This is a genomic window from Kribbella sp. NPDC003505, assembly GCF_040610875.1.
In the GTDB taxonomy this organism is placed as follows: domain Bacteria; phylum Actinomycetota; class Actinomycetes; order Propionibacteriales; family Kribbellaceae; genus Kribbella.
Genome location: NZ_JBEXNA010000001.1, coordinates 38,590 through 58,704 on the forward strand (window position 1 = coordinate 38,590; position 20,115 = coordinate 58,704).

Consider the following 20,115-nt stretch of genomic DNA (forward strand, 5'->3'; position numbering starts at 1 on the left):
ATGGTTGGTGGGCATGAGCCTCACGCCCGCCGAACAGACAGTGCTGGACCGGATCGACGAGGACCTGCTGGTCCGGGTGACGCAGGACCTGCTCCGGGCACCCGGCCAGAATCCGCCCGGCGAGGAGAGCGCCACCGTGGCCGCTCTCGCCGCGGCCGCGCACGAACTCGGCCTCGACGTCCGGACGACACCCGTCGAGCGTGACCGCGACAACGTCTCGGTCACGCTTGCCGGGGGCAACGGTCCCGGCCTGTTGCTGCTCGGGCACACCGATGTGGTTCCGGTCGGCGACGGCTGGACAGTCGACCCTTTCGGCGGTCTCCTGCGTGACGGCCGGATCTACGGCCGCGGCGCCTCCGACATGAAAGGCGGCCTCGCCGCAGCCCTGGTCGCGTTGGCCGCCCTCCGAGGCGCCACTCTCACCGGCCCGGTCGAGCTACTCGCCGTCGTAGACGAAGAAGAAACCGGCAAGGGCATCCGCGCCTACGTCGAAGCCGCCCAGCCCGCGCCTGTGGATAACCCAGCCGCGCCCGGCCCGCCGCTCGATAGACTTGAAGCGGAAAGGACAGGGGCGAGACACAACTCCACCAACACCCAGTCCCGTCGGTACCTCGGCTGCATCACCGCCGAGCCCACCGACCTGCAGACGATCATCGCGGCGCGCGGCGACTCGTATCTGCAGGTCTCGGTGCACGGTCGCGCCTCGCACGCCGGCAACCCGGACGGCGGCGCTAACGCGATCTACGGCGCGGCTGCCGTGGTCGCCGAGATCGAACGCCTGCATCACGAACTCGCCGCCGCACCGCACCCTCTGCTCGGCCCCGCGACCTGGAGCGTCGGCCAGATCAACGGCGGCACCGGCGGCTCGATCGTCCCCGCCGACTGCGTGGTCGTCGCCGACCGCCGGCTCCTGCCGGGCGAATCCCCCGCCGAGGTCCTCGCCGACCTCGGCCGCCGCATTGCCGCCCTGCATCTGGAGGATCGCGGCCTCACGGTCGAGCTCGCGATGCCGATGGAGATGCCCGCCTTCGAGACCCCCGAGGAGCACGAACTGGTCCGGGTCACCGAGGCGGCCCGGTTCGACGCCGGCGGACCTCCGCTCCCCCTGGCCGGCTGGACCGCGGCCTGCGACGGCGGGTACGTCGCCCGCGACCTCGGCGTACCGGTGGTTGTCCTCGGCCCCGGTTCGGTCACCACCCAGGCACACCGCGCCGACGAATCGGTCGCCGTGGCCGAACTCGTCATCGCGGCACGCGCCTACGCGCTGGCCGCGCTGAGGTTGCTGTGACGCGCCGGGTGCTGCTTCGGGGCGGGTCGGTTCTCGATGTCGCGTCCGGTGAAGTGCGGCGGGCTGATGTGGTGCTGGCCGGTGAGCGGATCGTCGAGGTCGGGATCGGTTCGGACGGTGACGCGGCGGTCGACTGCGAGGGTGGGCTGCTGGTTCCCGGGTTCATCGACTGCCACACGCACCTGTGCATCGCGCAGACGCGGATCGACCCGTTCGGGCTGCCGCGCTCCGTTCGCCCGCTGTCCGCCGTACCGGTGCTGCGAACACTCCTCGGTCTCGGCGTCACTACTGTGCGGGACGCGTGGGGCGCGGACGCCGGCGTACGGATGGCCGTCGAGAAAGGCTGGATAGACGGGCCGCAGGTGCTGCTCAGTCTGCGGCAGGTGGGGACGACCGGCGGAATCGGCGACCTCTGGGCGCCGCGAACCGGGCCGCTCGACTTCTTCGAGGATCCGTCGCTGCCGGACCCGATCTTCAACGGGGCCGACGAGGCGCGGGCCGTCGTCCGGCGGATGATCCGGGCCGGTGCGGATTGGATCAAGGTGACCGCCACCGGATCCCTGGCGATCGGCAAAGGCCTCGCGGACCTCGAGCTGACCGACGACGAGATGACCGCGCTCGTCGACGAAGCCCGGCGGCGCGGAGGGCGGCGCGTCATGGTGCACGCGCACGGAGCCCGGGCCGCGGAGCTCGCTGCCCGCGCCGGCGCGGGCAGCATCGAGCACGGCACGTACCTGGACGAATCCGCCGTACAGGCAATGGCGGACTCAGGGACCTGGTACGTACCGACGCTGTCCGTCACCCAGTCCGACCCCGCCGCCGTACCGGACGGCGCCGCGGAGGCTCACCGCGAATCGATGCGACTCGCGATCGCCGCGGGGGTGAACATCGCGATGGGCACCGACAACCCGGTCCGGCCGCACACCGAGGTGCTGTGGGAGCTGCGGCATCTGGCTGCCGCCGGCCTCGGTGATGCGGGTGCACTGCGAGCGGCGACGATCGGCGCGGCGAGACTGCTGGGTCTCGCGGACGACCGCGGCGAGATCGCGGTGGGCAAGCGTGCTGATCTGGTGCTGCTCGACGGCACCGAGCTGGACTGCACCGCGCTCGACGGCCGGATCCGGCGGGTCTTTCACAACGGAGCCGAAGTCGGGCGTTGACCCTGACACCGTGTCAGGTCGTAGACCGGGCGCATGATGACTGCAGGAGAGATCGCGGACCGGATCCGCACAGGTCAGGTGTCGTCGCGTGAGGTGACCGAGGAGCTGCTGGCGCGGATCGCGGACGACCAGGAGGTCAACGCGGTCGTCGAGGTACGCCGGGAGTACGCCCTGGCGGCGGCCGATCGGGCCGACGCGATGGTGGCGGCGCGCGGATCGCTCGGATCGCTCGGGCCGCTCGGGTCGCTGCACGGTGTGCCGATGACGGTCAAGGAGTGCTTCGACGTCGCCGGTCTGCACACCACGTGGGGCAATCCGGCGTTCGCTGAGCACGTCGCCGACCGTGACGCGGCGGTCGTCGAGCGGCTGCAGCGCGCGGGGGCGATCGTCATCGGGAAGAGCAACGTGCACGCGATGCTCGCCGATTTCGGCCAGACCGCGAACGAGATCTACGGCCGCACGAACAACCCCGCCGATCTCACTCGGACGCCGGGCGGATCGAGCGGCGGCGGGGCCGCGGCACTCGCCGCCGATCTCACCTATCTGGAGTACGGCTCCGACTTGGTCGGCTCGATCCGCCTGCCGGCGGCGTACTGCGGCGTGTACGGACTCAAACCCACGAACGGCCTGATCCCGCAGCGCGGCTTCCAGGTCCCCGGTACGCCGTACCTCCCGAGCGAGCTGCCCAACTTGTCAACAATCGGACCACTTGCCCGCACCGCCGGCGACCTACGGCTCGCCCTCCACGCCACCGCCGGCCCCGAGGCGCCGTACTCGTACACGCTGCCCCGCCCCCGGCACGACAGGCTCGCGGACTATCGCGTCGGCGTGGTCCTGGACCACCCCGCGGCCCCGGTCACCGGCGAGGTCGGCGACGCGCTGTCCGACACGATCGACCGGCTCGCCCACAGCGGCGCGAAGATTGTCGACAACTGGCCGGACGGCGTAGATCCCACCGAGCAAGCCGAAGAGTTCGGCCGCCAGGTAGAACTGTTCTTCGCCCTCCACGCCAACTCCGAAGGTGACCCGGACGGCGGGGCCGGGAGTGGTCTGACGCTTGAGGACGTGCGCGGGCTGGATCGGCGGCGGATGGCGGCGCGTGGTCGATGGCAGCGGTACTTCGAGGATGTCGACGTCTTCCTCTGCCCGACCAGCTTCACGGTCGCGTTCCCCCACGGATCGTCGACAATCGACGGCCTGCCGTACGAAACGCAGGTCTTCTGGATCGCCCACGCCGCGCTGACCGGGCACCCCGCGCTCAGCATGCCGATCGGGCACACGCCGGCAGGGTTGCCGATCGGTGCTCAGGTGATCGGCCCATGGCACGAGGACGACACCGCGATCACCTTCGCGGAACTCCTGGCTGGTTGACTGCCGTCATGTTCGCGATCGGTGAGTTCGCCCGCCACGGCCGGGTGTCGATTCGGATGCTGCGGCACTACGACGCCATCGGCCTGCTGCACCCCGCGTACGTCGACCCCGCCACCGGCTACCGCAGTTACACGGCCGCCCAGCTCGCCGACCTGAATCGGATCGTCGCACTCAAGGACCTCGGCTTCTCCCTCGACCAGGTCAACACGATGATTGCCGACAATCTCAGCCTGTCCGAGCTCCGCACGATGCTCACCATGCGACGCGCACAACTGGAGACCACGCTGGCCGAGAGCCAGGCCCGGCTCGCGCAAGTCGAGTCACGCCTGCGCGGCCTCGAGAACGACGTCCCAAACGCGGACGTCGTGGTCAAGGACCTGCCAGCCGTACGACTCGTCGGACTGACCGCGACGGCGGCCAGCTTCACGCCCGACGACATCACTCCCGTGGTCCATCCCCTCTGCGCAGAACTCGGCCGGCTGCTACCGGATGCAGACGTCCGCCCCGCCGGCCGGCTGACCTGTCTGTACGCACAAAGCTCCGAGGACGAGGTCGTCGTACGTGCGACGGTCCCAGGCGCGGTCGATGCCGACGGCAACCTCAACGGCCTCGCGGTGATCGACCTGCCCGCAATGCAGGCAGCGACGCTCGTGCACCGCGGACCGATCGATCAGGTACTTCCGTCCTGGCAGGCGCTCGCGCGTTGGCTCGACGACAACGGCCGGCGCGCCGCCGAGCCGGCCCGCGAGCTCTACCTCGAGACCCCGGAGAACCCGGACGACTGGGTCACCGAATTGCAGCAGCCCCTCACAACCGGCTGAACGACAACGTCTCCCCGCGGGCGCCGCCCATCCACAGGTCCTGGCAGGCGGCGGCGAACTCGTCGAGGTTCTCGATGATCGCGCCGAAAACGTTTCCCGGCACCCACCCCTGGTCGCCGTTGATCAGCAGGTTGTTCCGGCCGTAGAACACCGCGAGGTCGACGATCGCGCCGGTCGTACCGGTACCGGTCGTGTTCTCGTACCCGTAGGCGGGATTGCCCAGGTCGTCGGAGTCGAACGAGAACCAGCACAGGTCTCCCGGAATCGGCGTGACGGTGGTGTTCTCCTTGCCCGGATCGGACGCGAACGCCGGAACCAGCGTGTAGATCTCGTTCCGCGCGTATTTTCCGTGGAACACCGGCGCCGACAGCGGCAGCGCATCCCAGACCGCCGCGCAGGTCCGGGGCGCAACGTCGTCGAGCAGCTTCGCCACGCAGCTCACGCCGCGCTTGTCCAGGCTGACCGTAATGTGCTTCATCGTCCCTCCAAGGTCGGGGTCCGGCGGTGCCAGTCGGTCGCGGCCTGATACGCCTGGCCGACCCGCAACGTCAGCGCATCGGCATGCCGCGCTCCGACGACCTGCAACCCCACGGGCAGACGGTCGCTCGTGAAGCCGCACGGCACACTCAGCGCCGGCTGTTGGGTGAGGTTGAACGGATACGTGTACGGCGTCCAGTCGGTCCAGTCCGGCGACGACGACCCCTCCGGCACGTCCTGGCCGACCGGGAACGCGGTGATCGGCAGAGTCGGCGTCACGAGCACGTCGTACTGCTGGTGGAAGCGACCCATCAGCGTCCCGAGTTCCATCCGGACGTTGGTCGCGTCCAGGAAGTCCGACGCCGAGAAAGCCGACCCCTGCGCGGCGACCCGGCGCAGTCCCGGGTCGACGCGATCGTCGACCGCGTGCGCCGACAGCACCTTCGCTGCACCGGACCACCAGAGCACGTTGAACGCGTCGATCGGATCCGCGAACCCGGGATCCACCTCCGTCACCTCGGCGCCGAGCTCCGCGAGGACGCCGACCGCGGCGCGCACCAGCGCGTCGACCTCCGGATGATTGTCAACAAAACCAAGATCGGACGAGAAACCGATCCGGAGGCCGGCGACGCCGTCGTCGAGACCGTCCAGGAAGGACCGGGCCGGTGTCGGCATCGCCGACCAGTCACGCGGGTCGAACCCGGCAACCACGTCGAGCAGAGCAGCCGCGTCGCGCACGGTCCGCGTCATCGGCCCGGCGTGCGACAACGTCCCGAACGCGCTCGGCGGGAACAGCGGGATCAGCCCGTACGTCGGTTTCAGCGCGACCGTTCCGGTGAACGCGGCCGGGATCCGCACGGATCCACCGCCGTCCGTGCCGAGCGACCACACACCCATCCCGAGGCCGACCGCGGTCGCCGAGCCGCCGCTCGAGCCGCCCGATGTCCTCGCCGGATCCCACGGGTTGCCGGTCGCGCCGTAGGTGAAGGAGTCGGTGACGCCCTTCCAGGAGTACTCCGGTGTGGTCGTCTTGCCGAGGATGACGGCGCCCGTCTCGCGCAGCCGGGCGACGGACGGCGCGTCCTGGTCCCACGGCCCAGCCGGGTCGATCATCGTGCTGCCGCGCAGTGTCGGCCAGCCTTTTGTCCACAATGCGTCCTTGATGGACGTCGGTACACCGTCGCCGGGCCCGAGCGGGGTTCCGGCGTGCCAGCGGGTCTCCGATTCCTTCGCGGCGGCGAGCGCGCCTTCGGCGTCGACGAGGACGAAGGCGTTGACCTGGTCGTCGTACCGCTCGATCGCGTCCAGCGCCTGCTGCGTCGCCTCGACGGGCGACAGTGCGCCGGTCCGGTAGCCCTCGACCAGCTCGGTTGCCTCGGTCATCGATCTCCCGTCGGAACGTAGCCAAGCTTCTTGTCGACAATGTTCAGCAGCGGTTCGCCGGCCAGCCAGCGCCGCACATTGGTCGCGAACTGCGCCGCCAGGGTGTCGCGCCAGCCGACCACGTCGCCCGACATGTGCGCGGTGACGGTGACGTTCGGCGCGTCCCAGAGCGGATGGTCCGGCGGCAACGGCTCGGTGTCGAACACGTCGAGCGTGGCGGCGATCCGTCCACTGCCGACAGCGGCGAGCAGTGCCGTTTCGTCGACAATCGGACCGCGGGCAATGTTCACCAGGTGCGCTCCCGGCCGCAGCGCGGCGAACACGGCGGCGTCGACGAGTCCGCGGGTCGCCGCGGTCAACGGCGCCGCGATCACGAGATGGTCGGCCCAGCCGACCTCGGCCGGCAGGTTGCTACTGGCAACGATCGTGCCGAAGTCCGGGTCGCCCCCTCGCGCGATCCGTCCGGCACCCCGGACCTCCAGCCCGGCCGCGAGCAGCAGCCGGGCCGTCTCCCGCCCGATCGCGCCGGTCCCCACGACCAGCGCCTTCGCCCCCAGGACGCTCCGGGTCTCGCGGTGCTGCCAGCGCCGCTCGCGCTGCAGGCCGAAGCTGCGGAGGCTGTCCTTGGCGTGCGCGATCACCGCGCCCAGCACGTACTCGGCGATCGGCCGGTCGAACACGCCGTGCGCGTTCGTGACCACGACGGCGGAGTCGCGCAGTTCGTCGAAGAGCAAGGTGTCCACACCGGCTGCGGTCACATGGATCCATTCGAGCGCATCCGCCGCCGCCCAAGCATCCCGGACCGCCGTCGAGAAGAAATCCCAGAGCATCAGTGCGCGCGCACCCCGAACCGCGGTGGCCAGCCCGTCCGCGGCGCAGTACCGGAAGTCGACCGGCAGCCCGTCCAGCCCCGGCGGCCGATCCGTCGCGCGCTCACAGAGCACCGCGACCACGGGTCGCTCGGTGCTTGCTGGCGGGAGGGCTGGCACGTGATCGAGGCTAGGAACTCGCTAGTAGGATTGTCAACAATCTCCCTCGCACCGCACACTGACTGGCATGAGCACGCGTCCCTCCACCCACCCGCTGCCGGCGGTGGTGCCGCCGCTGCTGCAGACCGGGATCGGCGTCGTCGCGCCGTACGACTTCGCGCTCGACCGCGAGCTGTGGCGCTGGGTGCCCGACGACGTCACGCTGCACGTCACGCGGACGCCGTACGCGCCGATGGCCGCCACAGTCGAGATGGCCGTGCACATCTCGGATCCGGAGTTGATCGCGCGGACGACGTACGACGTGCTGCCGGTCGGTCCGCTCGTGGTCGCATACGCCTGCACATTCGGCAGCTTCGTCGGCGGGCTGACCGGTGAACTCGCCCTCGTGGACGCGATGGTCGGCGCCGGGGCGCCGGCCGCAGTGACCACCAGCGGCGCGTTGCTGCTCGCGCTGCGCCGGCTCCGGGTCAACCGGATCGCGACGGTCACGCCGTACACCAACGATCTGACCGCTGGGCTGAGCGCGTTCCTCGCCCAGGCCGGGGTCGAGGTGGTCGCGACCGCCGGACTCGGTCTGATCGCGCAGATCTGGGCGGTCCCCTACGAGACCACGGTCGAGCTGGTCCGCAGCGTCGACAGCGACGCGGTCGAGGCGATCTTCATCAGCTGCACCAACCTGCCCACGTACGACGTGATCGCCGGGCTGGAGGCCACGCTCGGCAAGCCGGTGCTGACCGCGAACCAGGTCACGATGTGGTCCGCGCTCGAACTCGCCGGACATGAAGGAGTCGGTCCGGGACAACGATTGTTGACAATCCGATGAGCGAATATGCCGCCCGGCTGACCCGGGTTCGCGCGGTCCTGGCGGAGCGCGGCCTCGGTGCGCTCGTGGTCAGCGATCCCGCGAATCTCTTCTACCTCACCGGCTACGACGCCTGGTCGTTCTACACGCCGCAGTGTCTGCTGGTCCCGGCCGACGGTGACGTGCAGTTCTTCGCGCGGGCGATGGATGCGGCCGGCGCGTCGTACACCTCCAACCTGCGCGCCGACCAGATCCACGGGTATCCCGAGGTGCTGGTACACCGGCCGGACGTCCATCCGTACGACTGGATCGCGACCATCTGCCACGAGCTGATCCCAGCCGGTGCGGACGTCGCCGTCGAGAGCGATGCGCACTACTTCACTGCCCGCGGCTACCTTGCCCTGGGCAACGGCCTGCCCGGCCGCAGGCTGGTCGACTCGGCCGAGCTGGTGAATTGGGTCCGGCTGGTCAAATCGCCGGATGAGCTCGACCACCTCCGGATCGCCGGCGCGATCGCGGAGCAGGCGATGCGGGTCGCGCTCGACCGGCTCCGACCGGGCCGGCGGCAGTGCGACGTCGCCGCCGAGATTCTCGCCGCGCAGGCGACCGGAACACCGGAGCACGGGGGCGACTATCCGGCGATCGTGCCGATGCTGCCGACCGGCGACGCGGCCGGGACGCCGCACCTGACCTGGAGCGATCGTCCGTTCGTCGACAATCAGGCGACCACGGTCGAACTGGCCGGCGTCCACCGCCGGTACCACGCGCCGCTCGCCCGCACCGTGATGCTCGGCGACCCGCCGCGACGGCTCCGCGAGACCGCGAAGATCGTTGCCGACGGCATGCAGGCGACGTTGTCGACAATCCGGCCGGGCGTCACCGGCAGCGCGGTGCACGCCGCGTTCAACGCGGTGATCGCGGCGCACGGTCTGGTGAAGGAATCGCGGATCGGGTACTCGATCGGCATCGGGTACCCGCCGGACTGGGGCGAACGCACCGTCAGCCTGCGCTCCGGCGAGACCACCGTGCTGACCGCGGGCATGGCGTTCCACGTCATTCTCGGAATGTGGATGGACGGGTGGGGATACGAACTGTCCGAACCCGTCGTGGTCAGCGCCGACGGAGTGGAACGACTGACCGGCCTGTCCTACGAACTGACCATCAGGAGGTAACCCCCTTGTCAGCACGCCCAGCACCCTCAGCGCTCCCGTACGCCGCCCGCGCCATCGGTCTGGTGGGTTCGGTGATCGACTCGAGTATGTCGCTCCTGCACAAGCAGACGCACGACATCGTGCGGTTCGCGATGGGATCGCCCGCGGCGGAGGCCGTACCGGCGCGGATCCTGTCCGCGATCGCGGCCGAGGAGCTGAGCCGTCCCGCCGCCTTCGACTACGCGGCGACCGAGGGCGACCCGCCGCTGCACGCGGCGCTGCTGGAGATGCTGCGCGGGACCAGCGACGAGACCACCGCCGATCGGCTCACCGTCACGGCCGGGGGCATGCAGGGCCTTGACCTGTTCTGCAAGATCTTTGTCGACCCGGGCGATCTGGTCGTCGTCGAGTCACCGACGTACACCAACGGCAGCGCGACGGCGCTCTCGTACGGCGCGGAGCTGCTCGAGTTGCCGGTCGACGACGACGGCATGATTGTCGACGATCTACCGCGGCTGCTCGACGGCCGAACGCCGAAGGCGATCTACACGATCCCGACGTTCCAGAACCCGTCCGGCGCGACGATGTCGCTCCGCCGGCGACAGCGTCTGCTCGAGCTGGCCCGCGGTTGGGGGTCGATGGTGATCGACGACGACCCGTACGGTCTGCTCCGGTTCGCCGGTGATCCCCTGCCGACGCTGCGGGAGCTCGGCGCGGGCGATCCGCTGGTGTTCGCCGTACGAACGTTCTCGAAGATCGTCGCGCCCGGTCTGCGCGTCGGCTGGGTGGACACGGATCCCGAACTGCAGCCGCTGCTGATCAACGCGAAGCAGGCAATGGACACCTGCACGAACCTCCCGGCGCAGCGGCTGCTGACCGGATTCCTGACCGGCGGGCATCTCGAGGAACACCTGGTCCGGCAGCGCCGCGAGTACAAGCGGCGCAAGGAAGCGATGCATGCCGCGCTGACCGAACACTTCGCCGACATCGCGCACTGGACGGATCCGGAAGGCGGTTTCTTTCTCTGGGTGACGCTGGAGAACGGCGTCGAGACCGAGGAACTGTTCGAGGTTGCACTCGCCGAAGGCGTCGCCTTCATCCCCGGACCGGCGTTCTCGCCCACCGGCCGTTTCCGAAACGCTTTCCGGCTCTGTTTCGCGTCGACCGCCCCCGATCGGATCCACGAGGGCGTCACCCGTTTGCGTCGCGCCACCGACAAGCTGATGAGCTAGTCCGGCCGTGTTCCGAGCGCTTGGGCCAACACCTGCGCGAGGTGGTAAGGGGCGCGCGTTGTCGACTGGCTGATCTGCGTGCGGCAGCTGAAGCCGTCGGCCAGGACGGTGGTTGTCTCGGGCAACGATCGTACGGCGGGGAGCAGTGTGCGTTCGCCGACCGCCTGGGACACGTCGTAGTGGTCGCGCTCGAAGCCGAAGTTGCCGGCGAGGCCGCAGCAGCCCGGTTCCGCGAGACCGGCCTCGATGCCGGCCGCAGCCATCAGCTTCCGGTCGGCGTCGAAGCCGAGAACGGCGTGCTGGTGACAGTGCGGTTGCACGAACGCCGCGCCACCGATCTGCGGCGGTTGCCAGCCGGACTCGACGAGGAGTTCCGACAGCGTTCGCGTGTTCGCGGCCGCCGCCGCGGCGAGTGGATTGTCGACAAGCAGAGCAGGTGCGTCGTGGCGGAAGGCCGCCGTACAGCTGGGCTCGAGACCGACGATCGGTGTGCCGGCCTCGAGGTACGGCGCGAGTACGCCGAGGGAGCGGGTCAGGACACGGCGCGCTCGGGTGAGCTGGCCGGTCGAGATCCACGTGAGGCCGCAACACACGGGCCTCGCCGGCACCACTACCTCGAACCCGGCCGCTTCCAGCACAGCCACCGCGGCCCGGCCAATCTCCGGCGCAAGGTAGTTGGTAAACGTGTCCGGCCACAACACAACCCGCCCCGCACTCCCCGACGCCACACTCCTCGGCCGCGCGCTCTCCGGCCTAATCTGCTCCGGCCGGGCGTGCTCCTGCCGGGTGGCTTGGCGGGTGGCTTGGCGGGTGGCTTGGCGGGTGAACCAGTGGGTGAAGGTCTCCGGGGCGAAAGGTGGGACCTCGCGTTCGGGGGCGATGCCTCCGAGGCGCTTGGTCAGGGGTAGGCGGGCGAAGCGGTTCGCCAGGCGGGGGGCGTGCGACGCGAGGCGCGACCACAGCGGCAGCCAGCCCATCGACCAGTGCGACAGCGGGCGGGCCCACGGGCGGCGCGCATAGTGGTGGTGGGTGAACTCGGCCTTGTAGGTCGCCATGTCGACGTTCACCGGGCAGTCCGACAGGCACCCCTTGCACGACAGGCAGAGATCCAGCCCGTCGCGTGCCTCGGCCGACCGCCACCCGTCGGTGATCAGGTCGCCCTGCAGCATCTCCCACAGCAGGTGCGCACGCCCACGCGTCGAGTGCAGTTCCTCGCGCGTGACCTGATAGCTCGGGCACATCACGCTCCCGGACGTCTGCCGACACTTCCCGATCCCCACGCACCGCCGCTGCGCCTGCGCGAAGTCGTGACCGTCATCCGGGTAGTCGAAGATTGTCGGCAATCTACGATCCTTGGCCGGCCCGTCGTGCCGGATCGCGAGGTCGAGCGGCGGCGGGTCGACGATCGCACCCGGGTTCAGCACGCCCGCCGGGTCCCAGATCCGCTTCAGTTCGCCGAACAGGGCGACCCCGTCAGCGCCGTACATCTTGCTCAGCAGTTCGCCGCGCGCCCGCCCGTCGCCGTGCTCGCCGGACACCGAGCCGCCAAGCTCGACCACGAGGTCCGCGGCCTGCTCGACGAACGCCCGGTACGTCGCGATGCCCCGCGCGCTCAGCAGGTCGAAGTCGATCCGCATGTGCATGCAGCCCTCGCCGAAGTGCCCGTACGACGCGCCGGACAGACCGTGCCGCCCCAGCAGCTCGTCCAGGCCGCGCAGGTACGCGCCCAAACGCTCCGGCGGTACGGCGGCGTCCTCCCAACCGCCCCACGCCTCGGCTCCGTCCGCGCGCCGCGTCGCCAGACCCGCGGCGTCCGTACGGCACCGCCACAGCACCGCCTGCGCCCGCGGATCGGTCACCAGCGACGCCGTCGCGCCGGAATCCCGCAGTTCGTCGAGCATCGCGCGGGCAGCGGAGGCGGCCGCCAGCTCGTCCTCGCCGCCGATCTCGACCAGGAGCCAGGCGTTCCCGGCCGGAAGCCCGGCGTGGACCGCCGCGTCCCGCACCTCGGTCGGCAGCCTGTCGACAAGCTCGTTGTTGATCGACTCCATCGTCAGCGGCGCGTGCCGCAGGACGACCGGTACACAGTCCGCCGACGTGATCGAGTCGGCGAACCCGAGCACGCACAGAACCTTTGTCTTCGGCAACTCCACGAGCCGGACGGTGGCGCGGAGGGTCGCGGCGAGGCCGCCCTCACTGCCGGCCAGCAGACCGGCGACGTTGTACCCGTACTCCGGCAGCAGACGATGCAGCGCATACCCGGAGATCTGCCGGGTGAACTGCCCGAACCGGCGGCGGATCAGCAGCTCGTTCCGGCCGGCGAAGTCCTGCAGAGCCCGATGCAATTCCCCTTCCCGCCCCGGCCGACCGGCCAGCTCCGCACGCCGATCCTGCCCGGGAGCGGCCGCCCCGCCCGATCCGTCACCAGGCGCGTCGAGGGTCAGACGAGTTCCGTCGGCGAGGACGACGTCGAGCGATTGCAGATTGTCGGCAGTCGTACCCCAGGCGACCGAGTGGGCGCCGCACGCGTTGTTCGCGATCATGCCGCCGAGAGTGGCCCGGCTCGCCGACGACGGGTCCGCGCCGAACGCCAGCCCGTACGGTCGCGCGGCCGCCAGCAGATCCGTCAGTACGACGCCCGGCTCGACGACCGCCGTCCGCGCGGCGGCGTCGATGCCGAGGATCCGGCACACGTGCCGGGACGTGTCGATCACGACGCCGCCGACGTCGCCCCCGCCGGCCACGCCACCACCGACGCCGACGCCGACCCCGACACCGGCCCCGACACCGGCCCCGATCCCGACCCCGACCCCGATCGCGTTGCCCGCCATCGACGTACCCCCGCCCCGCAGCACGACCGGCGCGCCGGCGGCTGCGGTCAGCGAGACAGCCGCCGCCAGGTCCTCGGCATCGGCCGGCACGACGACCAGGTCCGGCACCGCGCGGTAGTTCGACCCGTCCGTCGCGTACAGCGCGCGTGTCCGCCGGTCGTCGCCGATCTCGCCCCGGAACTCCCGGCGCAACGTCGCGACCAGCCGCGCGGCGTCGTACGCCGCAGCTCCGGCACCGGAGCGCTCTGGGGTTAACATTGTCGACAATCTACCTTTCGGTCGTTCGACCAGCCAGGAGGCCAGATGGTCACGGTAGGACTCCTTTACCCCGGACACAGCGCGGAGGACGACTACCCGGCGCTCGAGGCCCGGCTCGACGGTTCGGTGAAGCTGCCGGTCGTCATCACCTCGGTCGGCGAGGACGCGCACCGGGTCGACGCCCTGCTCGACCTCGGCCGCGCGGAACGACTGGCCGAGGGCGCCGCCGAGCTCGCACCGTCGCGGCCGGACGCGGTGATGTGGGCCTGCACCTCGGGCAGCTTCGTGTTCGGCCCGGAGGGCGCGACCATCCAGGCAGCCGGCGTCGCGCAGGCGCTCGGCGTCCCGGCGTCCTCGACGTCGATCGCGTTCGTCGACGCGTGCCGGATGCTCGGCCTGAAACGGGTCGCCGTCGCCGCGTCGTACCCCGAGGACGTCGCGCAGCACTTCGTCCGGTTCCTGACCGCGGGCGGCCTGGAGGTGGTGTCGATGGGCAGCAACGGCATCGTCACCGCCGCGGAGGTCGGGACCCTCGCGCCGGACCAGGTGGTGGCGATGGTGAAGGCGGCCGACCACCCGGACGCCGAGGCGGTACTGGTGCCGGACACCGCGATGCACACGCTCGAGATCGTCGACGACCTGGAGGCCGCGGTCGGCAAACCGGTGCTGACCGCGAACCAGGTGACGGTCTGGAAGGGGCTCCAGTTGGCCGGGCCTGTACCGTCTTTGCCACATCTGGGGACGTTGTTCGCCACAAGGGGGAATTCGGAGTGACCACATACATCGAGCCGCTGGCCCAGGAGTCGACGCCGAGCATCATCGCCGACAAACTGCGCAAGGCCATCGGCCATGGGGAGCTGAAGCCCGGCGCGCAGCTCGGCGAGGCCGACCTGGCCCGCAAGCTCGGCGTCAGCCGCGGGCCGCTGCGCGAAGGCATGCAGCGCCTGACCCAGGAGGGTCTGCTGGTCTCGATCCGCAACCGCGGCCTGTTCGTCATCGACATGACGCCGGACGACATCCGCGACATGTACCTCGCCCGCGAGGCGGTCGAGCGCGCCGCGATCCAGAAGATCCTCTGCGGCGACCACGCGTCCGCGGGGGCGGCGCTGTGCGCGGTCGCCGACCGGATGCTGGCCGCCGACGGCGACCCGGCGGCGATCGGCGAGCTCGACATCGAGTTCCACGAGCTCCTCGTCCGGCTGGCCGGCAGCCCGCGGCTGTCGCGGATGCACCAGACGTCCATCATCGAGACGCGGATGTGCATCCACGCACTCGAAGAGACGTACCTGGCTGCCGACGCCCGCGCCATCGAGCACAACAACCTCGGCGAGGCGATCCGCGACGGCGACGCCGAGCGCGCCGAACGGCTCCTGATCGCGCACATGGACGACGCCATCGAGCGCCTCGTCAACCGCTGACCCGGCCACCCGTTCAGTCGTTGACCGCGATCCCGATGTACTTGGTCTCGAGGAACTCGTCGATCCCCACCGCGCCGCCCTCGCGGCCGAGCCCGGACTGCTTCACGCCGCCGAACGGCGCGGCGGGGTTCGACACGACGCCCTGGTTCAGCCCGACCATCCCCGTCTCGATCGCCTCCGCGACGCGCAATGCTCGCCGCAGGTCGTTCGTGAACACGTAGGCGACCAGCCCGTACTCGGTGTCGTTCGCCGCCTGCACCACCTCGTCCTCGGTGCTGAACGGCGTCAACGGCGCCGCCGGGCCGAAGATCTCCTGGTCGGCCATCGCGGCCTCCCGTGGTACGCCGGTCAGAACCGTCGGCGGATAGAAGTACCCGCTCCCCGCGGGCACGTCTCCACCGGTGAGCACGATCGCGCCGCGCCCGACCGCGTCCGCGACGAGTGACCGGACCTTCTCGCGGCCCGCCTCGTCGATCAGCGGACCGACGTCGACGCCCGGCTCGGTCCCGCGCCCGACCGTCAGCGCGGCCATCCGCTCCGCGAGCCGCCGGCCGAACTCGTCGATCACGGAGGCGTGCACGAAGATCCGGTTCGCCGCCGTACAGGCCTCGCCCATGTTCCGCATCTTCGCCGCGATCGCGCCGATCACCGCTTCGTCCAGGTCGGCGTCCTCGAACACGATGAACGGCGCGTTGCCGCCGAGCTCCAGCGACGTCCGCAGTACCTTCTCCGCGCACTGCTCGAGCAGGATCCGGCCGACCCGCGTGGAGCCGGTGAAGGACAGCTTGCGCGCCAGCCCGGAGCGGATCAGCGGCTCCATCACGCCGCCCGCGTCCATCGCGGTGACGCAGTTGACGGCGCCTGCCGGTACGCCGGCCTCGGCCAGGATCCCCATCAACGCCAGCATCGACAGCGGCGTCTGATGGGCGGGCTTGATCACGCTCGTACAGCCGGCCGCGATCGCCGGGCCGAGCTTGCGGGTGCCCATCGCCATCGGGAAGTTCCACGGGGTGATCAGCAGGCACGGGCCGACCGGCTGCCTGGTGACCAGGAAACGGGCGTTTCCGGCCGGCGCGGTCTGGTACCCCCCGTCGATCCGTACCGCCTCGCCCGCGAAGTGCCGGAAGAACTCGGCCGCGTACGCGATCTCGCCACGGGCCTCCCGCAGCGGCTTGCCCATCTCCAGCGTCATCAGCAGCGCCAACTCGTCGGCGCGTTTCATCAGCAGCTCGTACGCCGTCATCAGCATGTCGGCGCGTTCGCGCGGTGCGGTCCGGGCAAAGTCCCGCTGGGCGGCGACCGCTGCCTCGAGCGCGGCCCGGCCGTCCGCGGGCGAGGCGTCGGCGACCGCGCACAGCACCTCACCGGTCGACGGATCGACGACGTCGAAGATCGCGCCGCGCGTCGCCTCCACCCATTTCCCGTCGACGAACAACCGCTTCTCGACCGCGTCGACCACCCTCGCCTCACCCGCCAGCCTGTCACCCGGCCCGGCACCCGGCCTGTCACCCGGCCCGTAGCCCGGCCCATGCCCCGGCCTGTGCGCTGGCCCGCTGCCCGGCCTGTCGCCTGGCCCATGCCCCAGCCTTGGGCCTGGCTGGTCGTCCGGCTTGTCGTAGGGCGGGTTGTTCGGCTCGTCGTTGCTCATTCGCACCCCTTCACCGGCCTCAACTGCTGAGATACGCTGATTGTCGACAATCTACCAGTCGACGTGTGGAGGGGAAGCCGTGGCCGAGCTCTCGCAGATCCTGAAACAGGCGACCGGTGTGGTCGCCGCCCGCGGTCTGGGCGTCCAGCTCTTCGACGAGGACGACCGGCGGTACCTGGACTTCACCGCCGGCATCGGCGTGACGTCGACCGGGCACTGCCATCCGCGGGTGGTCGCGGCGGCGCAGGAGCAGGTCGGGCGGATCATCCACGCGCAGTACACGACGGTCATGCACCGGCCGCTGCTCACCCTGGTCGAGCGGCTCGGCGAGGTGCTCCCCCGGCATCTCGACCGGATGTTCTTCGCGAACTCGGGCAGCGAGGCGATCGAGGCCGCGCTGCGACTCACTCGGCAGGCGACCGGCCGGCCGAACGTGATCGTGTTCCACGGCGGCTTCCACGGCCGGACCGTGGCCGCCGCCTCGATGACCACGTCCGGCACGAAGTTCCGCTCCGGGTTCAGCCCGCTGATGGCCGGCGTTCATGTGTCGCCGTTCCCGGACCCGGGCCACTTCGGCTGGCCGGTCGAGCAGGCCACCGACTTCGCGCTCAGCCAGCTCGACTACACCCTGCAGACGTTGAGCACGCCGGCCGACACCGCGGCGTTCTTCGTCGAGCCGGTGCTTGGCGAAGGCGGTTACGTACCGGCGAACGAGCGGTTCTTCGCCGGCCTGCGCGAGCGCGCCGACGCGCACGGGATGCTGCTGGTGGTGGACGAGGTACAGACCGGCTTCGGGCGGACCGGCAAGTTCTGGGGCGGCGACCACTTCGGGTCGCACCCGGACGTCCTGGTCACCGCGAAGGGCCTGGCCTCCGGCTTCCCGCTGTCCGGGATCGCCGCGTCGTCGGAGCTGATGGAGAAGGCGTGGCCCGGATCCCAGGGCGGTACGTACGGCGCGAACGCGGTCGCCTGCGCGGCGGCGCTCGCCACGCTCGACGTGATCGAGGACGAGGGGCTCGTGCAGAACTCCGCCGACCGCGGCGCGCAGCTGAAGCAGGCGCTGCGGCTGGTCGCGGACAAGCACGAGCAGATCACCGATGTCCGCGGACTCGGGCTGATGATCGGCAACGAGTTCCGTGACGCCGACGGCACGCCGGACCCGGTGACGGCCGCCGCGGTCCAGCAGGAGGCGGCGCGGCGAGGCCTGTTGCTGCTCACCTGCGGCGCCTGGGGCCAGGTCGTCCGCTTCATTCCCGCGCTGGTCGTCTCCCCCGACGAGGTCGACGAAGCCGCCGGCATCTGGTCCGACGCAGTCACCGCCATCCTCGACTGACCCCAACCCAGCCACCGCCACCCTCGACTGCCCCGGCCACGACCCTCCGCTGACCCCGCCCCGTCCACGGCCACCCTCGGCCCACCGGACACGGCCACCGCCGCCGAGCCCCCCGATCCGGCCACCGCCACCCTCCGGCGGCCCCAGCCACCGCCGCCCTCCGCTGACCCCCGCCGCGGCCACGGCCACCGCCGCCTTCGGCCGCCCCTGCCACGGCCGACCCCGACCCGGCCACCGCCACCCCTGCCGACCCAGACCCGGCCACCCCTCCGCTGACCCCTCGCCGGCCACAGCCACCGCCGCCCTCGGCCGACCCCGACCCGGCCACCGGCGCCCTCCGCTGACCCCCGGTCGGCGCCGCGGCTGACCGGCGAACGAGGGCCGGCCCGCCCTTTCCGGAACATGGTTCGCACCAGGTGATGCGGTTCCGGAAAGCGCAGGCCGGCTTTTTCCTGCCTCGACGGGCCTGCGGTCAGGCCTTCGCGTGAGCCGGGTCGAGGGCCACGGGCGGCGGGGCGTCCTCGGTCCCCGGGATCTCGGTGCCGTTGAGCGGGCACCGCGACGTCTCGGGCACCCGGGCGAGTGCGAGCGCACCCACCAGGCAGGCGGCCATCATGTAGTACGCCGGCACCAGCGAGTCGCCCAGTTTCGCGGTCAGCCAGTCGTTGACCGCGGGCGCCGTCCCGCCGAACAGCGACGTCGACACGTTGTACGCGATCGCGAACCCGGCGTACCGCACGTGCGTCGGGAACATCGCGGGGAACGTCGCGGAAATCGTCGCCAACTGCGGCACGTACAGCAGACCGAGCACCGCGAAGCCGATGATCGCGCCGGCCAGGTTCGTGCCCATCAGCAGGAACATCGGTACGCCGAACACGAACAGCCCGGTCAACGACGCCCACCACAGAGGCTTGCGCCCGATCCGGTCGGACGCGCGGCCGGCGAACGGCACGAAGACCATCATTGTCAACATTCCGATGATCGGCACGATCAGCGACTGGTCGGCGCTCAGGCCGATCTCCTTCTCCAGGTACGTCGGCATGTAGGTGAGCAGCGTGTAGTTCACGACGTTCAGCGCGATGACCATGCCGCCGAGCCGCAGGATCGGACCCCAGTAGCCGGCCAGCAGGTCCTTGAATTGGGTCGCGGTCTCCTCTTCCTTCTGGCCCTTCGCCTCGAGCTCACGGAAGACCGGGGTGTCCTCCAGCCGCGACCGGAGGTACACGCCGACCAGACCAAGCGGCGCGGCGACCAGGAACGGCAGCCGCCAGCCCCACGCGTGCATCGCGTCATCGCCGAGCACCAGCGAGAAGCCCAGCATCAGCAGCGCTCCGAGCGAGAAACCGGCCAGCGTGCCGAACTCCAGGAAGCTGCCGAGGAACCCGCGCTTGCGGCTCGGCGCGTACTCGGCCATGAAGGTCGCGGCACCACCGTACTCGCCACCAGTCGAGAAACCCTGGATCATCCGCAGCAGCACGAGCAGGATGGGCGCCCACAGGCCGATCGAGTCGTACGACGGGACCAGACCGGCGAGCAGCGTCGCACCGGACATCATCAGGATCGTGATCGCCAGCACGTGCTTGCGCCCCAGTCGGTCGCCGAGCGGCCCCCAGACCAGGCCGCCGAGCGGGCGGACCAGGAACGAGACGGCGAACGTCATCAGCGCGAGCAGGGTCTGGCTCTCGGTGTCCCCCGGGAAGATGGCCGCCGAGATGTACGTCACGCCGTACGCGTAGATGCCGTAGTCGAACCACTCGGTCGCGTTCCCGATCGCCGAGGCGGCGATCGCCTTCCTGAGCACCCCGGGCGGCTGCTCCTTTTCGCTGGTGGTCACGGGCGGCCGGTCCTGGGCTCGCCCACCACCGGCCGGCTGCGGGCTCACTGGCGGGGTCTCGGCATCCACGGTCTTCCTCCTGTCGTCATACGGCCTGGTCCGTGTGCCCACCCGCGCGT

At 70.7% G+C, this 20,115-nt stretch carries 16 protein-coding genes; 10 read left to right on the forward strand and 6 right to left on the reverse strand.

The genetic code is table 11. From position 1 onward, the window contains the following. The first annotated feature begins 13 nt into the window (after positions 1 to 13). Genes ABZX12_RS00170 through ABZX12_RS00185 form a run of 4 tightly spaced genes read left to right on the forward strand, consistent with a single transcriptional unit; the run spans position 14 to position 4,640 of the window. Entirely contained in the window at positions 14 to 1,288 is a 1,275-nt protein-coding gene (locus ABZX12_RS00170; RefSeq protein ID WP_355688373.1) for a M20/M25/M40 family metallo-hydrolase, read from the forward strand. Continuing rightward, positions 1,285 to 2,448: an amidohydrolase family protein gene (locus ABZX12_RS00175; RefSeq protein ID WP_355688375.1), complete on the forward strand. Its 1,164-nt coding sequence runs from the start codon at positions 1,285 to 1,287 to the stop codon at positions 2,446 to 2,448. The genes ABZX12_RS00170 and ABZX12_RS00175 overlap by 4 nt, the downstream gene beginning before the upstream one ends. 33 nt (positions 2,449 to 2,481) lie before the next feature. Next, on the forward strand, positions 2,482 to 3,819 hold the full coding sequence (locus ABZX12_RS00180) for an amidase family protein (protein ID WP_355688377.1): 1,338 nt from the start codon (positions 2,482 to 2,484) through the stop codon (positions 3,817 to 3,819). A gap of 8 nt (positions 3,820 to 3,827) precedes the next feature. Then, complete coding sequence (locus ABZX12_RS00185; RefSeq protein ID WP_355688379.1) at positions 3,828 to 4,640, forward strand: MerR family transcriptional regulator; 813 nt, start codon at positions 3,828 to 3,830, stop codon at positions 4,638 to 4,640. Here the strand turns inward: ABZX12_RS00185 and ABZX12_RS00190 are convergent. Genes ABZX12_RS00190 through ABZX12_RS00200 form a run of 3 tightly spaced genes read right to left on the reverse strand, consistent with a single transcriptional unit; the run spans position 4,627 to position 7,489 of the window. Next, entirely contained in the window at positions 4,627 to 5,118 is a 492-nt protein-coding gene (locus tag ABZX12_RS00190; RefSeq protein ID WP_355688381.1) for a DUF3830 family protein, read from the reverse strand. The two genes, ABZX12_RS00185 and ABZX12_RS00190, sit on opposite strands and share 14 nt — an antisense overlap. After that, on the reverse strand, positions 5,115 to 6,500 hold the full coding sequence (locus ABZX12_RS00195; protein ID WP_355688383.1) for an amidase: 1,386 nt from the start codon (positions 6,498 to 6,500) through the stop codon (positions 5,115 to 5,117). The genes ABZX12_RS00190 and ABZX12_RS00195 overlap by 4 nt, the downstream gene beginning before the upstream one ends. Beyond that, the gene (locus ABZX12_RS00200) at positions 6,497 to 7,489 is read right to left on the reverse strand and encodes a D-2-hydroxyacid dehydrogenase (protein WP_355688384.1); all 993 of its coding nucleotides are present in this window, start codon (positions 7,487 to 7,489) and stop codon (positions 6,497 to 6,499) included. Before ABZX12_RS00200 ends, ABZX12_RS00195 begins: the two co-directional genes overlap by 4 nt. 67 nt (positions 7,490 to 7,556) lie before the next feature. Here ABZX12_RS00200 and ABZX12_RS00205 point away from each other — a divergent pair, with 67 nt between their 5' ends. From ABZX12_RS00205 to ABZX12_RS00215, 3 genes are all read left to right on the forward strand, one after another. Next, positions 7,557 to 8,312 (forward strand): Asp/Glu racemase, encoded by a 756-nt coding sequence (locus ABZX12_RS00205; protein ID WP_355688386.1) that lies wholly within the window; start codon positions 7,557 to 7,559, stop codon positions 8,310 to 8,312. Continuing rightward, positions 8,309 to 9,463 (forward strand): M24 family metallopeptidase, encoded by a 1,155-nt coding sequence (locus ABZX12_RS00210; protein ID WP_355688388.1) that lies wholly within the window; start codon positions 8,309 to 8,311, stop codon positions 9,461 to 9,463. Before ABZX12_RS00205 ends, ABZX12_RS00210 begins: the two co-directional genes overlap by 4 nt. Before the next feature lie 71 nt (positions 9,464 to 9,534). Continuing rightward, positions 9,535 to 10,674, forward strand: a complete 1,140-nt coding sequence (locus ABZX12_RS00215; protein ID WP_355688390.1) for a PLP-dependent aminotransferase family protein — start codon at positions 9,535 to 9,537, stop codon at positions 10,672 to 10,674. On the opposite strand, the gene ABZX12_RS00220 is transcribed toward ABZX12_RS00215, so the two are convergent. Further along, the gene (locus ABZX12_RS00220) at positions 10,671 to 13,763 is read right to left on the reverse strand and encodes an FAD-linked oxidase C-terminal domain-containing protein (RefSeq protein WP_355688392.1); all 3,093 of its coding nucleotides are present in this window, start codon (positions 13,761 to 13,763) and stop codon (positions 10,671 to 10,673) included. The two genes, ABZX12_RS00215 and ABZX12_RS00220, sit on opposite strands and share 4 nt — an antisense overlap. 45 nt (positions 13,764 to 13,808) lie before the next feature. Here ABZX12_RS00220 and ABZX12_RS00225 point away from each other — a divergent pair, with 45 nt between their 5' ends. Beyond that, positions 13,809 to 14,537, forward strand: coding sequence for a maleate cis-trans isomerase (locus tag ABZX12_RS00225; protein ID WP_355688393.1), 729 nt, complete (start codon positions 13,809 to 13,811; stop codon positions 14,535 to 14,537). Then, positions 14,534 to 15,181: a GntR family transcriptional regulator gene (locus tag ABZX12_RS00230; RefSeq protein ID WP_355688395.1), complete on the forward strand. Its 648-nt coding sequence runs from the start codon at positions 14,534 to 14,536 to the stop codon at positions 15,179 to 15,181. Before ABZX12_RS00225 ends, ABZX12_RS00230 begins: the two co-directional genes overlap by 4 nt. A 13-nt stretch (positions 15,182 to 15,194) precedes the next feature. Here ABZX12_RS00230 and ABZX12_RS00235 read toward each other — a convergent pair whose 3' ends face one another. Further along, positions 15,195 to 16,640, reverse strand: coding sequence for an NAD-dependent succinate-semialdehyde dehydrogenase (locus tag ABZX12_RS00235; RefSeq protein ID WP_355688396.1), 1,446 nt, complete (start codon positions 16,638 to 16,640; stop codon positions 15,195 to 15,197). Positions 16,641 to 16,908: 268 nt separating this feature from the next. Here ABZX12_RS00235 and ABZX12_RS00240 point away from each other — a divergent pair, with 268 nt between their 5' ends. Then, positions 16,909 to 18,162: an aspartate aminotransferase family protein gene (locus ABZX12_RS00240; protein ID WP_355688398.1), complete on the forward strand. Its 1,254-nt coding sequence runs from the start codon at positions 16,909 to 16,911 to the stop codon at positions 18,160 to 18,162. A 472-nt stretch (positions 18,163 to 18,634) separates the two neighbouring features. Here the strand turns inward: ABZX12_RS00240 and ABZX12_RS00245 are convergent, their stop codons facing one another. Next, positions 18,635 to 19,996, reverse strand: a complete 1,362-nt coding sequence (locus tag ABZX12_RS00245) for an MFS transporter (RefSeq protein ID WP_355688400.1) — start codon at positions 19,994 to 19,996, stop codon at positions 18,635 to 18,637. Positions 19,997 to 20,115 lie beyond the last annotated feature (119 nt).